Genomic DNA, 13,327 nt, shown 5'->3' on the forward strand with positions numbered 1-13,327 from the left:
TTGGGACTGGCCTTTTTCTATGTTTGTTGCCTGATGGCACTGCGTTTATCAGGCCTACGGGGAGCTGGACTTTGTTGGCCGGATAAGACATTTATGTCGCCATCCGGCAGATTAGTTCATCATCTTACGCACCAGACGTGTGAACTGCTCACGTTCTGCATCAGATAATCGCCCCAGAAACTCATCATCCACGCTATCGCCTAACGGAGTTGCGCTGGCCAGTAACGCTTCTCCTTGCGCGGTCAAATAAACAAACCGTCGACGCTTATCTGCCGGGTCATGTTCACGCCTGACCAGCTCCCGTTTTTCCATTCGGCTCAGCATTTCCGCAAGGGTTGCCTTGGTACAGACTGCGGCTTCGGTCAGGTCAACCTGCTCAATGCCGGGACGTTCAGCAATGGCGCGCATTACCGCATACTGTGGTTTGGTCAGGTCCGGTAATTCATGTTGCCAGCGGGATGTATGCTGCTGGAAGAGCTGACGTAAAAGGTGAAATGCTTTATTTCGTAACGGCATGAGCGCTCCGGAATTCCTGTCAGTCTCTATCATAGCGGGTTACGCATCTTTTTTTAACAATTGCGGCTTTAGCGATCTGTGCTCGATGACCTTGCCCGAAATGTTATGTGAGAGTATTTTAATCAAAATGTTCGTATACGAACAAAAATTGAGAGGCTAAATGAGGCTAATTGTCGGAATGACCGGGGCAACCGGCGCTCCCCTTGGTGTGTCGCTATTGCAGGCACTGCGAGAAATGCCCGAGGTGGAAACCCATCTGGTGCTGTCAAAGTGGGCCAAAACCACTATTGAACTGGAAACGCCGTACAGCGTCCGCGATGTGTCTGCGTTGGCCGATTTTTGCCACAACCCGGCGGACCAGGCGGCGACCATCTCCTCTGGATCGTTTCGCACTGACGGCATGATCATTATCCCCTGCAGTATGAAAACCCTGGCCGGTATTCGTGCAGGCTACGCGGAAGGGCTGGTGGGGCGCGCTGCCGATGTGGTGCTGAAAGAAGGGCGCAAGCTGGTGCTGGTTCCGCGTGAAATGCCGCTTAGCACTATTCATCTGGAAAACATGCTCGCGCTTTCCCGCATGGGCGCGGCGATGGTCCCGCCCATGCCCGCGTATTACAACCACCCGCAAACGGTCGATGACATCACTCAGCATATCGTTGCGCGTGTGCTCGATCAGTTTGGTCTGGAACACCCCAACGCCCGTCGCTGGCAGGGTTTACGGCAGGCGCAGAATTTTTCACAGGAGAATGAATAATGGCATTTGATGATTTGCGCAGCTTTTTACAGGCGCTGGATGACCAGGGACAATTGCTGAAAATCAGTGAAGAAGTTAACGCCGAGCCGGATCTGGCTGCGGCAGCCAATGCGACCGGACGCATTGGTGACGGTGCGCCAGCGCTGTGGTTTGACAATATTCGTGGTTTTACCGACGCCCGTGTGGCGATGAACACTATTGGTTCGTGGCAGAATCACGCCATCTCTTTAGGCCTGCTGCCAAATACCCCAGTGAAAAAACAGATTGATGAGTTTATTCGCCGTTGGGATAAATTTCCGGTTACGCCGGAGCGTCGCGCCAATCCGGCGTGGGCTGAAAACTGTGTTGATGGTGATGAGATCAACCTGTTTGATATTCTGCCGCTGTTTCGCCTGAACGATGGCGACGGCGGTTTCTATCTTGATAAAGCCTGCGTGGTGTCGCGCGATCCGCTGGATCCGGACAACTTTGGCAAACAGAACGTCGGCATTTATCGTATGGAAGTGAAGGGTAAACGCAAGCTTGGCCTGCAGCCGGTGCCGATGCACGATATCGCGCTGCACCTGCATAAAGCCGAAGAGCGCGGTGAAGATCTGCCGATTGCCATCACGCTGGGTAACGATCCGATCATCACCCTGATGGGGGCCACGCCGCTGAAGTACGATCAGTCGGAATACGAAATGGCGGGAGCGCTGCGTGAAAGTCCGTATCCGATCGCTACCGCGCCGCTCACCGGCTTTGACGTGCCATGGGGTTCAGAAGTGATCCTCGAAGGGGTAATTGAAAGCCGTAAGCGTGAAATCGAAGGGCCGTTTGGCGAGTTTACCGGGCACTATTCCGGTGGACGTAATATGACGGTCGTGCGTATCGATAAAGTCTCTTATCGCACCAAACCTATTTTTGAATCGCTGTATCTGGGGATGCCGTGGACGGAGATTGACTACCTGATGGGGCCGGCAACCTGCGTACCGCTGTATCAACAGTTGAAAGCCGAATTCCCGGAGGTGCAGGCGGTGAATGCCATGTATACCCACGGTTTGCTGGCAATTATCTCCACCAAAAAACGCTACGGCGGCTTTGCCCGCGCGGTGGGGCTGCGCGCAATGACGACGCCGCATGGCCTGGGTTACGTGAAAATGGTGATTATGGTTGATGAGGATGTTGATCCGTTCAACCTGCCGCAGGTGATGTGGGCGCTGTCTTCGAAGGTCAATCCGGCGGGCGATCTGGTGCAATTGCCGAATATGTCGGTGCTGGAGCTTGATCCGGGTTCCAGTCCGGCGGGGATTACCGACAAGTTAATTATTGATGCGACCACGCCGGTTGCGCCGGATAACCGTGGGCACTACAGCCAGCCGGTATGCGATTTACCGGAAACGAAAGCCTGGGCAGAAAAACTGACCGCCATGCTGGCCAACCGTAAATAAGGAGTAGCAGATGATTTGTCCACGTTGTGCCGATGAACATATTGAAATGATGGCAAACTCGCCGGTAAAAGGTATCTGGACGGTATATCAGTGCCAGCATTGTCTATACACCTGGCGTGATACTGAGCCGCTACGCCGTACCAGCCGCGAGCACTATCCGCAAGCGTTTCGCATGACGCAGAAGGATATTGATGACGCACCGATGGTGCCGAGTATTCCACCGCTACTGGCAGAAGATAAGCGCTAATCAACACGCCGGGTGCGGCTTTGCCTTACCCGGCCTACATATAGTGATATTTTATAGGCCCGATAAGCGTATCACCATCGGGCATTACGGCGTTACACCAGACTCTTCAACCGGTAGATCCACTCCAGCGCCTGGCGAGGCGTTAGCGAATCCGGGTCGAGATTTTCCAGTGCTTCAACGGCGGGCGACGTTTCTTCCGGAGCTGACAGGAGCGACATCTGTGTGCCGTCGACCTGAGTTGCAGCAACATTCGGCGCGATGCTTTCCAGTTCGCGCAGTTTTTGCCGCGCGCGTTTAATAACCTCTTTTGGTACACCAGCCAGGGCAGCTACCGCCAGACCATAGCTCTTGCTCGCCGCACCATCCTGTACGCTGTGCATGAAGGCGATGGTATCGCCGTGCTCTAACGCATCAAGATGCACATTTGCTACGCCTTCCATTTTCTCCGGTAACTGAGTCAGTTCGAAGTAGTGGGTGGCAAACAACGTTAATGCTTTGATTTTATTGGCCAGATTTTCAGCGCACGCCCACGCCAGCGACAGGCCGTCGTAGGTGGAGGTGCCGCGTCCAATCTCATCCATCAGCACCAGGCTGTTCTCGGTGGCGTTATGCAGAATGTTGGCGGTTTCGGTCATTTCTACCATGAAGGTAGAACGACCGGAGGCCAGATCATCCGCCGCGCCCACGCGGGTAAAGATGCGGTCGATAGGCCCAATCTCTACTTTCTGCGCCGGAACGTAGCTGCCGATGTAGGCCAGCAGCGCAATTAACGCAGTCTGGCGCATATAGGTACTTTTACCCCCCATGTTCGGGCCGGTGATAATCAGCATCCGTCGCTGAGGCGAGAGGTTAAGTGGGTTGGCGATAAACGGCTCGGTCAGCACCTGTTCAACCACCGGATGACGTCCCTCGGTAATACGAATACCAGGCTTGTCGGTGAAGGTCGGGCAGGTGTAATTCAGGGTATAAGCGCGTTCCGCAAGGTTGACCAGTACGTCCAGCTCTGCCAGCGCGCTGGCGCTTTGTTGCAAATCAGCCAGGTGCGGCAGCAGCATGTCGAACAGCTCATCGTACAGCTGTTTTTCCAGCGCCAGCGCTTTGCCTTTTGATGTCAGAACTTTGTCTTCGTACTCTTTCAGCTCCGGAATAATGTAGCGTTCGGCATTTTTCAGCGTCTGGCGACGCACATAGTTAATCGGCGCCAGATGACTTTGCCCGCGACTGATCTGAATGTAGTAGCCATGGACGGCGTTAAACCCAACTTTCAGCGTATCCAGACCTGTGCGCTCGCGCTCACGAATTTCCAGTCTGTCCAGATAGTCAGTTGCGCCATCAGCCAGCGCTCGCCACTCGTCCAGTTCTTCGTTATAGCCGGGGGCGATGACGCCACCGTCGCGAACCAGCACAGGTGGAGCTTCCACTACGGCACGTTCCAGCAGTTCACGCAGGTCAGCAAACTCACCCATTTTCTCGCGCAGCATCTGCACGGGGGCACTGTCTATGCTTTCCAGTTGTGCGCGCAGTTCTGGTAATTGCTGGAAGGCATGACGCATACGGGCCAGATCGCGCGGGCGCGCGGTACGCAGGGCCAGACGAGCAAGGATACGTTCCAGATCGCCGACCTGACGCAGCACGGGTTGCAATTCACCGGTGGAATCCTGTAGCGCGCCGATGGTCTGTTGGCGCTCAGTGAGGACTTTGGTGTCACGGACCGGCATATGCAGCCAGCGTTTGAGCATACGGCTGCCCATCGGCGTCACGGTGCAGTCGAGTACTGAAGCCAGCGTGTTTTCAACACCACCCGCCAGGTTCTGGGTAATTTCCAGATTGCGGCGCGTGGCGGCATCCATAATGATGCTGTCCTGCTGACGTTCCATGGTGATGGAACGAATATGCGGCAGCGAGGTACGCTGGGTATCTTTTACGTATTGCAGCAGGCAGCCTGCCGCGCATAATCCACGCGGGGCGTTTTCCACGCCAAAGCCAATCAGATCCCGTGTGCCAAACTGCAGGTTTAGCTGCTGGCGAGCGGTATCGATTTCAAATTCCCATAGTGGACGACGACGTAATCCGCGACGTCCCTCAATCAGTGAAGTTTCAGCGAAATCTTCGGCATACAGCAGTTCAGCTGGATTGGTGCGCTGCAATTCTGCGGCCATGGTCTCGCGGTCGGCGGGTTCGCTAACACGAAAACGCCCGGAGCTGATATCCAGCGTGGCGTAACCATAACCTTTACTGTCCTGCCAGATAGCGGCCAGCAGGTTGTCCTGGCGTTCCTGTAACAGCGCTTCATCACTGATGGTGCCTGGCGTGACGATACGCACCACTTTGCGCTCGACCGGACCTTTGCTGGTCGCCGGATCACCAATCTGCTCACAAATAGCGACGGACTCACCCTGGTTGACCAGCTTGGCGAGGTAGTTTTCTACCGCATGGTGAGGAATGCCCGCCATCGGGATTGGCTCGCCCGCAGACGCGCCGCGTTTGGTCAGGGAAATATCAAGCAGCTGAGACGCACGTTTCGCATCGTCATAAAACAGTTCGTAAAAGTCGCCCATGCGGTAAAACAACAGTATCTCCGGGTGCTGGGCTTTCAGCTTGAGATACTGCTGCATCATTGGGGTGTGGTTCGTGAAGTCCGTATCAAGTGACTCTTTCATATCGCTTTTGCTCTTTTTTTAATCTTTTTGGGGACCTGGGCAGTCTCACGTGAGCCCCTGGAAACTCACATAAACCCACAAATTTGTCATTCGAAAGCCGCCTGATGGGCAGTAACGACGAGCGTTGGCTCGACCTGAATGGTCTATCTTATCACCGACAACGACTGAGATTCATCCGTAGGTTTTGCCGCCAGAACGCTTATTGATTATTCATTTTCCGGCAAAGCATAATTCTGGCAGTACAGATAGGGGATCCCCTCTTTGGTAATCAGGTATGTCGCGCTGTTCAGTGCAAAAAAATCGACGTTGGATACGCTGGTGTTGGTCAGGAAAAAATCGGGGAGGAGTTCCTGAATAAGGCTGGCGGGAGCTGTTTCGCGATTGGAAATTTGGATTTTCTGTGAAATCCAAACCGGGCTTGAGCCGTAGCTGGATTGTGTAAAAAGTACCATGCGTTGCACGGTTTGCTCATTATTTTCGGCATCTTTGATAATACCATCAATATTCACAATACCTTTACTGCCCCCGGTTTTAATATCAATAATCCCTCGGAACGAGCTTGTATTGCGTACAATTTCGATGGCAGAGCGGCAGGTGAGATCATGTAACTCGCCATTGTTCTTACTGTACCGATAGACGACAGTAAGAATAAGCGCAGCAAAACAAAACAGCAGGATAATACCTGTCTGGATGCGGGACGTTCGGGGATATAAGTTCATTAGCTATCATACCGTGGGTAATATACCGACTGACAGGCATTTTCTTGCCTAGCTTTTATCGGTGAGCGACACACCAGCACGGACAGTTTCTTAGACTCAGGATAGGTCGTGATATAGATAAATTTATGGCTCTGACACAGTCCTGGGTTTTTGTCGATAAACGCGGTATGCCGGGAGAAATTACTGGCATCGTTATTGAAATAATACTGACAGCCAGTGGGTGCTTTATCCGCAGTGATATAGCCGGAGAAATAATCATCGCTGGCTTGCCACGGATATAATATCAGCACACAAATTATCAGGGTAAGTGCCAACATTACTGTTTCTGCAGCCGTTATCAAAGGTTGACGCGGTGTGTCAGCCAAAAATTCCTCAATGGTGGCATCTGGCGCTAAGGATTCTTCAGCAGAAGCAGAGTTCTCCTCCTGTGTTTCAATGACCTGAATATCAAACTCTTCTTGAATGATCAGCCCTTTGCGGGGGATCGTTGTGATCAGCGGTTGTTCAAGCTCCAGCTGCAGTAAGCTTTTACGCAACGAGAGAATGCTTTGATAAAAGGCGTTGAAACTCACCTGCCGGTGATTTTTACCCCAACCGAATTCCAGCAATTCGTTTTGAGAAACCACTTGCCCGCGATGTTGAATAAGTAATAAAAGACATAACGACGCTGAGTGTTTGAGTTTTATCCGCTGATTGGGGTGATCTACCCGCGCCAGACATTGTGTGGCTGGCGTAAATATTATTCTATTTTCAATCAGATAACTGACATTGCCAGTCTCAGACATATTGTCTCTACTCTTGATGATGCGTCTGGTGGTTGTTTAGTCATGATACCACTGAGCCTATAAAGACCACCAGCATGGACCTGATTCCACAGCGAGAACCGCGAAGTGTTGCAAATTGGTATCATAATATAACAAGAATGAAAACTTTTTAATGAAAATAAAATCCATTAAAATCAATTGATTGTATCTTTTTGGCTACTCTGCAAAGAACAGAAAGATGAAAAAATGTCGACAAAGATGATTGCCATTAATTCTTTATGGACAGCGCCATATACTGCATGGCACCACCACGCGAAAACAGCATGAACCTTAACGCGTCAATGGTACCAGGGAATGCCGGTGGTAGATGTAGATGGGAATAAATGTCAGCTTGTTTGCGAGCTGACATTTATTTTTAGTGCCGAGTAAATTTAACCATCTTTTTGACTAAGCCATAATTTGCGGTAGAGAGTCCCATGTTCCAGAAAGAAATTGAAAATGCTGTAGTGCTCGTTGGCGATGAAATGAAGAAGTCGGATAATGCCTGGCTGTCGTTACGTAAAAAACGTCAGCGTATTGATTTGAAGACCGATGGACAAATCTTATTTCTGGAGAAAGGGACTGTCTCTGTTTATCGTGTGGAAAACGATTTAGTCACCGTGAGTATTTCTGCACCTGCTATTCTCGGCCTGCCACAAATGCGTACGGAAGTGGCTGGTCACTATTTACGTTGTGATACCGATTGTGAAATGTGGGCGATGAGCGTACAAAATGCCGATCACCTGTTTACGACCAAAAACTTATGGAAGCAGGCGTTTGATATCTTAACGCATCATCTTCAACGTTATTTTCAGCGTGAGGCGTTGCAGTCGCACCGCACTATACGTGAGCAGATTATTGAACACGTGAAATATATCTGGTCGATGGAACCAGAGGTTCGCGAGAAAACATCCGTGTATACTTTTATTTTGACCCGTAACCATATTTCACGTAGTGCCATCCATAAGGTGTTACAGGAGCTGGTTAATGACGGGAAAATCACCCTGAATCGTGGAAAGCTCTCTTTTTGCACGCCGTTATAAATTCATGCGCTCCCCGGCAAAATGTAAGGGAGCGCAACCGATCAACGTTCTCTGAGTGCTTCCGCGCGTGCGCGAATAATCGGTTTTAACAGGTAGCTCAGAATCGTTTTCTTGCCGGTGAGAATATCGACGCTCGCCACCATGCCGGGAATGATCAGCATCGGATGCTCTTTTGTTCCCAGGTAATTTTTGTCCGTCTGCAAACGCACAATATAAAAGCTTCGCCCCTGCTTATCGGTAACGGTGTCCGGGCTTATCTGCACTACTTCGCCTTGCAGACCGCCATAAATGGTGTAATCGTAAGCGGTAAATTTCACCATCGCATGTTGACCCGGATGGAGGAAGGCGATATCGCGCGGCTGGATTTTGGCTTCGATTAACAGTTTGTCATCCAGCGGAACGATTTCCACCAGATCGCTGCCCGGTTGAATGACGCCGCCGATAGTATTCACCATCACCTGCTGGACGATACCCCGCACCGGTGAGGTGACCATGGTACGGTTCACCCGATCCTCCAGTGCTTTAACGCTTGCCTGGGTTTTACTCAGATTAGTGCGAGCTTCATTGAGTTGGGCCAGCGCATCGCTCTGGAAACGGCCACGGCTTTCACCGATTTTATTCTCAATCTCTTTAATTTCTGACGTAGCCTTGGGCAGCGACAGGCTAATAGAATTGAGCTGCCCGGCGGTTTCCACTTCGGTACGACGCAGTCGCAGCAGTTCGACTTTTGAAATGGCGCCTGAAGCGAGCAGCGGCTCGGACATTTTGATTTCCTGACGGATTAACCCGAGGCTGTGCTTAAACTGATCCTCCTTGGACTCAAAGTCGCGCAGTTCCTGTTTTTTCTGCACCAGCTGTTCTTCGAGCCCGGAAATTTCGTTGTGAAATTGTTCCCGGCGGCTGTTGTACAGCTCGGTTTCTCCCCGGGCGACTTCCGGCGCCTGGCTGGCTATCTCGGGTGAAATCACAAAGTCCCGGTTTTCAACTTCCGCCGTCAGGCGTTCTACCTTGGCGCGCAGACCGAGTTTGTCGGCTTCAGTTTCACCCACGTTGGAGGCGAAGCGCGTGTCATCGAGGTGCAGTAGTGGAGTTCCGGCGTTAACGATTTGCCCTTCATGCACGTACAGCTCGGTGACAATGCCCCCTTCCAGGTTCTGGATTTTTTGCAGTTTTGATGAAGGGATCGCTTTGCCTTCACCGCGTGTCACTTCATCAATTTTTGCAAAACCAGCCCAGATGAAGGACAGCACCACCAGCGCGAGGATCACCCACAACGTCAGTCGTATCACTCTTGGGGCATCATCAATTATGGCCTGACTGACCTCATTAATACTGTCGGTTTGATTTTCATCACGACCGCGAAAATAGTGCTGCATATAGCTGCGGGCACGAGTCAGGAGATCAGCGAGACGCATTAATTTGCCCCTTTTTCAACGCATCCATCACTACCCCTTTCGGACCGTCTGCGATGATGCGACCTTTATCAACAATAATCAGACGGTCAACCAGCGACAGCATGGAAGCGCGGTGCGTGACCAGTAATAACGTTTTTCCCGCAATACAGGGGGCCAGCGCGTGTTTGATCTTCTCTTCGCTGGTGTTGTCCATCGAACTGGTGGGTTCATCCAGTAGCAGGAGAGGGGGATCAAGCAACAGTGCGCGCGCGAGCGCCACCGCCTGCCGTTGCCCGCCGGAAAGCTGGGAGCCGCGTTCGCCGACCTGCAGGTTATAGCCGTCGGGATGCAGGCGTGCGAATTCGTTGACGCCAGCCAGTTCTGCCGCTCGCAGCATGGTTTCGTCATCGACATAGCGCGCTCCGCACAGCAGGTTATCGCGCAGCGTGCCGTTGAATAGCTGGATGTCCTGTGGCACGTAGCCGATGCTGTGGCGCAGATCGTTCACATCCAACTGACGAGAGTCGATACCATCGATCAGCAGGTTCCCGGCGCTCGGCTGGTATAAATTGACGATTAGTTTACTCAGCGAACTTTTACCGGAACCGCTGCGCCCGATAATGCCGATGCGCTCACCTGGCTGAATGGTCAGGTTAATTTTGTGCAGCGACAGGTTTTGTTGCTCCGGGTAGCTGAAATCCACATCGCGAAATTCAATGCTGCCCTGTAACTGTTCACGCTTGAGCGGGTTTTCATCCGCACGGCGCTCCTGCGTCAGCGACATCATTTTCTCAGTGTTTTTGATGGTCAGTTTCGCCTGCTGATAGCGGGCGATAAGGCCTGTGAGCTGACCCAGCGGCATCAAGGCGCGACCATTGAGCATGTAGCAGGCGATCAAGCCACCCATACTCAGTTTGCCGTCGATAATCATGTACACCCCGACGATGATCATCACCACGCCTGAAATTTGCTGGAACCAGCCGGTAAGGTTGCTGGCCAGGCTGGACAAGGTTTTCACCCGCAGTTCGAGACGGCTCAGGCTGCCCAGCGTTTGTTCCCACTGGAACTGGCGTTCGCTTTGGGCATTATTCACTTTGATGGCATCCAGACTGCTCAGGGTTTCAATCAGTAGCGCCTGACGTTCGCTGGCGAGGCTCATGGTTTTTGCCACAGCAGCGTTGACCGGCTTTTGTAGTGCCCAACTGCACAACAGGGCAATCGGTAATGTCAGTACCGGGATCCATGCCAGCGCGCCGCCGATAATGCCAATAACAATCAGCAGTAACAGGGTGAAGGGCAAATCGATAATCGTCGTCAAAGTGAGGGATGAGAGGAAATCACGCAGTGACTGAAACTCGTGAATGTTTTGTGCAAAGCTGCCCACGCGTGCCGGGCGCTCTTTCATCTCCATACCGACAATGCGCTCAAACAGGGTTGAAGAGATGATGAGATCGCTTTTCTTACCTGCAATATCAAGGCAGATACCGCGCAGCATTTTTAAAATCAGATCAAAGACAAAAGCCAAGCAGATGCCGACTGCCAGCACCCATAGTGTGACCGTTGCCTGGTTTGGCACGACGCGGTCATACACATTCATGGTAAAGAGCGGTGTGCCGAGCGCAATCAGGTTGATTAACAGACTGGCCAATACCGCATCCATATACAGAAAATGCGACAGCTTCAGCGTGTCTTTAAACCAGGATTTGGTACGCGGCAGAAAGGCCTCTGCCTGCAAATCGAATTCGTGGCGCGGATGCGCAAAAATGACTTTGCCCGCATAGTTTTGCTCAAGCGTGGCGGCATCAACGCAAATTTCCCCACCTTCGCTTTCGCTGGGCATAAAGCGGGCGCTGCCGTCATCGTTCCATGCCAACAACACCCCGGTTCCCCCTGCGTTCAATAACAAGACAGCAGGCAGAGACATTGCCGGAATTTCATCGAGCGTGCGCGTGACGACTCGCGCCTTTAAACCGGCCCTTGCCGCTGCGCGTGGAAATATATTCAGCGTGAGCCGATCGTTTTCTAATGGCAGGCCACTGCTTAATGTTGAACGACTCGCCGGTTTACCGTGCAGAGAACACAGAATCAGTAAGCTATCTAATAACGGGTCGTCATTATGGCTACGTGGGTCGTGATGTTGAGAATTAGGACGAGCGTAATTCTCAGGGACGTCATTTAATAATTCGGCTTGTGCACTCATTTTCGCAACCATTCTGACCGTGCACGGTTAAATAATAGCAAGCTAATTATAAGCGTGCAGGTCAGGGATTTATTGGGGATTAATAATTATTAATGAAGTTCCGGTAGGCTATTTTCTTCTGCTGAATCTACCGGTTGCCCCGATGGCGGAGGTGTAATTTTTAGAATATTCATTAATTCACCGGTGCGTTCGCTAATACGATAGCCACTGGTCATGGCCAGATAACGTAATTCAACAAGACGGCGTTTAGAGGAGAACACTTCATTTTCACTATCGAGTAAATCCAGCAGCGTACGCTCGCCAAGACTAAATTGATCCTGATAAGCCGTGCGCACTTTGACGCTGCGGTCGGCATATTCTTCCGCCGAAGGAAGCTGGGCGCGAGCGTTTTGCAGTGCGGTCCAGGCCAGGCGTAGCTCCTGATTCAGCTGGCGCAGCGTGTTATTACGTACATCCTGAGCCTGCTTGTGCAGATAAGCGCGGGAGTTCATGTTGGCTTTGTCGCTGCCGCCCTGGTACAGGTTGTAATGCAGTTTGACCATCGCTTCCCACTCTTCGGTGTGTGCGCTGGTGGTATCGGTGTTGTTGCTAATCCCTCGGGAAAGCTCAACGTCCACACGTGGATAGAAGGTTGATTTCGACGCTTCATACTGCTGGTGCGCAGCTTCGATGTCCGCATTGGCAGACTTCAGTAATGGATTATTTTTTTCCATCCGACTTTTGGCATCTTCCAGCGAGGTTGGCAGCTGAGAGTCAATGCTTTCTGGCTGGCTTAAGCCCTGCGGATCCATGCCCGTCACGCTGACAAAGGTGGTTTTCGCGTCTTCAAGGTTAGTCTGCTCGGTCAGCAGGTTGTTACGCGCCTGCGCCAGACGCGCTTCGGCCTGCATAAAATCCCCGGAGCGCCCAACGCCCTGATCGGTACGCAGTTTTATCTGGTCATAAATGCGCTCGTGGTTCGCCAGATCGTCTTCAGCAAGGCGAACAAACTCTTCGCGTTGCAGCACGTCGAAATAGGCCTGAATCACCGCATAAGCGGTGCTTTCGCTGGTGTTCATCACGCTGTAAGCGCGTGAGTCTACGGTCGCTTTTTGGCGCGCCACTTCGCTGTTGGTCGCAAAGCCGTTAAACACATTTTGCTCGAGGCTGATAGTCGCCTCGTTAGGTGATTGAGTCAGACCGTTATTGCGTCCTGCAGCGCGGGTAGTTGCATCATCAACATTTTTGCGCCCGGCCTCGGCATTTAAATTCAGTGATGGCAAATAGCCACCTTGTGCCGCACGCAGATCTTGCTCCGAGGAATAACGGCTATTTATTGCAGCATTAACTTCAGGATGATTCGCTAATGCATCTTTAACGGTATTTTGTAAGTCTTCTGCGTTTACTGCATTTATTGAAAAACATGAAAGCAGAAAAACTAAAAACTTCTTCATGACATGAATGCCCTATATCTCACGGTTATGACATCCAGGTGTCGTCGCTATCATCCATTTTTACAAACACGTTATATTAATTAACAAATATGAATTGTCTTAATTGATGACTGTAATCAGCTATTCAGCGA

The 13,327-nt window shown here is 51.6% G+C and carries 11 protein-coding genes; 4 read left to right on the top strand and 7 right to left on the bottom strand.

Annotation, left to right across the window (positions count from 1 at the left end; genetic code table 11):
* Positions 1–111 precede the first annotated feature (111 nt).
* Positions 112–516, bottom strand: a complete 405-nt coding sequence (locus BZK40_RS04175; RefSeq protein WP_079934204.1) for a MarR family winged helix-turn-helix transcriptional regulator — start codon at positions 514–516, stop codon at positions 112–114.
* 160 nt (positions 517–676) lie between these two features.
* Here BZK40_RS04175 and BZK40_RS04180 point away from each other — a divergent pair, with 160 nt between their 5' ends.
* From BZK40_RS04180 to BZK40_RS04190, 3 genes are read left to right on the top strand one after another with little or no spacing between them, the layout of a single operon-like run.
* Entirely contained in the window at positions 677–1,270 is a 594-nt protein-coding gene (locus tag BZK40_RS04180; protein ID WP_079934205.1) for a non-oxidative hydroxyarylic acid decarboxylases subunit B, read from the top strand.
* Complete coding sequence (locus BZK40_RS04185; RefSeq protein ID WP_079934206.1) at positions 1,270–2,697, top strand: non-oxidative hydroxyarylic acid decarboxylases subunit C; 1,428 nt, start codon at positions 1,270–1,272, stop codon at positions 2,695–2,697. Before BZK40_RS04180 ends, BZK40_RS04185 begins: the two co-directional genes overlap by 1 nt.
* 10 nt (positions 2,698–2,707) lie before the next feature.
* On the top strand, positions 2,708–2,944 hold the full coding sequence (locus BZK40_RS04190) for a non-oxidative hydroxyarylic acid decarboxylases subunit D (RefSeq protein ID WP_008785668.1): 237 nt from the start codon (positions 2,708–2,710) through the stop codon (positions 2,942–2,944).
* Positions 2,945–3,036: 92 nt separating this feature from the next.
* On the opposite strand, the gene mutS is transcribed toward BZK40_RS04190, so the two are convergent.
* The 3 genes from mutS to BZK40_RS04205 form a co-directional block, all read right to left on the bottom strand.
* Entirely contained in the window at positions 3,037–5,604 is a 2,568-nt protein-coding gene (gene mutS / locus BZK40_RS04195; RefSeq protein ID WP_079934207.1) for a DNA mismatch repair protein MutS, read from the bottom strand.
* Positions 5,605–5,810: 206 nt separating this feature from the next.
* On the bottom strand, positions 5,811–6,323 hold the full coding sequence (locus tag BZK40_RS04200; RefSeq protein ID WP_057068063.1) for a YqeJ family protein: 513 nt from the start codon (positions 6,321–6,323) through the stop codon (positions 5,811–5,813).
* Entirely contained in the window at positions 6,323–7,108 is a 786-nt protein-coding gene (locus BZK40_RS04205; RefSeq protein ID WP_079934208.1) for a winged helix-turn-helix domain-containing protein, read from the bottom strand. The genes BZK40_RS04200 and BZK40_RS04205 overlap by 1 nt, the downstream gene beginning before the upstream one ends.
* A 455-nt stretch (positions 7,109–7,563) precedes the next feature.
* Here BZK40_RS04205 and BZK40_RS04210 point away from each other — a divergent pair, with 455 nt between their 5' ends.
* Entirely contained in the window at positions 7,564–8,169 is a 606-nt protein-coding gene (locus BZK40_RS04210; protein ID WP_008785664.1) for a helix-turn-helix domain-containing protein, read from the top strand.
* A gap of 41 nt (positions 8,170–8,210) precedes the next feature.
* On the opposite strand, the gene BZK40_RS04215 is transcribed toward BZK40_RS04210, so the two are convergent.
* From BZK40_RS04215 to BZK40_RS04225, 3 genes are all read right to left on the bottom strand, one after another.
* Entirely contained in the window at positions 8,211–9,584 is a 1,374-nt protein-coding gene (locus tag BZK40_RS04215; RefSeq protein ID WP_053069349.1) for an HlyD family type I secretion periplasmic adaptor subunit, read from the bottom strand.
* On the bottom strand, positions 9,571–11,763 hold the full coding sequence (locus BZK40_RS04220) for a type I secretion system permease/ATPase (RefSeq protein WP_253193175.1): 2,193 nt from the start codon (positions 11,761–11,763) through the stop codon (positions 9,571–9,573). Before BZK40_RS04220 ends, BZK40_RS04215 begins: the two co-directional genes overlap by 14 nt.
* 89 nt (positions 11,764–11,852) lie before the next feature.
* Entirely contained in the window at positions 11,853–13,196 is a 1,344-nt protein-coding gene (locus BZK40_RS04225; RefSeq protein WP_079934210.1) for a TolC family outer membrane protein, read from the bottom strand.
* Between the last annotated feature and the right edge of the window lie 131 nt (positions 13,197–13,327).

The organism is Citrobacter portucalensis, from assembly GCF_002042885.1.
In the GTDB taxonomy this organism is placed as follows: domain Bacteria; phylum Pseudomonadota; class Gammaproteobacteria; order Enterobacterales; family Enterobacteriaceae; genus Citrobacter; species Citrobacter portucalensis.

Excerpts from the sequence above, each read along its gene's own strand:
- BZK40_RS04175 (WP_079934204.1), bottom strand. The coding sequence starts at position 516 with ATGCCGTTACGAAATAAAGCATTTCACCTTTTACGTCAGCTCTTCCAG.
- BZK40_RS04180 (WP_079934205.1), top strand. The coding sequence starts at position 677 with ATGAGGCTAATTGTCGGAATGACCGGGGCAACCGGCGCTCCCCTTGGT.
- BZK40_RS04185 (WP_079934206.1), top strand. The coding sequence starts at position 1,270 with ATGGCATTTGATGATTTGCGCAGCTTTTTACAGGCGCTGGATGACCAG.
- BZK40_RS04190 (WP_008785668.1), top strand. The coding sequence starts at position 2,708 with ATGATTTGTCCACGTTGTGCCGATGAACATATTGAAATGATGGCAAAC.
- mutS (WP_079934207.1), bottom strand. The coding sequence starts at position 5,604 with ATGAAAGAGTCACTTGATACGGACTTCACGAACCACACCCCAATGATG.
- BZK40_RS04200 (WP_057068063.1), bottom strand. The coding sequence starts at position 6,323 with ATGAACTTATATCCCCGAACGTCCCGCATCCAGACAGGTATTATCCTG.
- BZK40_RS04205 (WP_079934208.1), bottom strand. The coding sequence starts at position 7,108 with ATGTCTGAGACTGGCAATGTCAGTTATCTGATTGAAAATAGAATAATA.
- BZK40_RS04210 (WP_008785664.1), top strand. The coding sequence starts at position 7,564 with ATGTTCCAGAAAGAAATTGAAAATGCTGTAGTGCTCGTTGGCGATGAA.
- BZK40_RS04215 (WP_053069349.1), bottom strand. The coding sequence starts at position 9,584 with ATGCGTCTCGCTGATCTCCTGACTCGTGCCCGCAGCTATATGCAGCAC.
- BZK40_RS04220 (WP_253193175.1), bottom strand. The coding sequence starts at position 11,763 with ATGAGTGCACAAGCCGAATTATTAAATGACGTCCCTGAGAATTACGCT.
- BZK40_RS04225 (WP_079934210.1), bottom strand. The coding sequence starts at position 13,196 with ATGAAGAAGTTTTTAGTTTTTCTGCTTTCATGTTTTTCAATAAATGCA.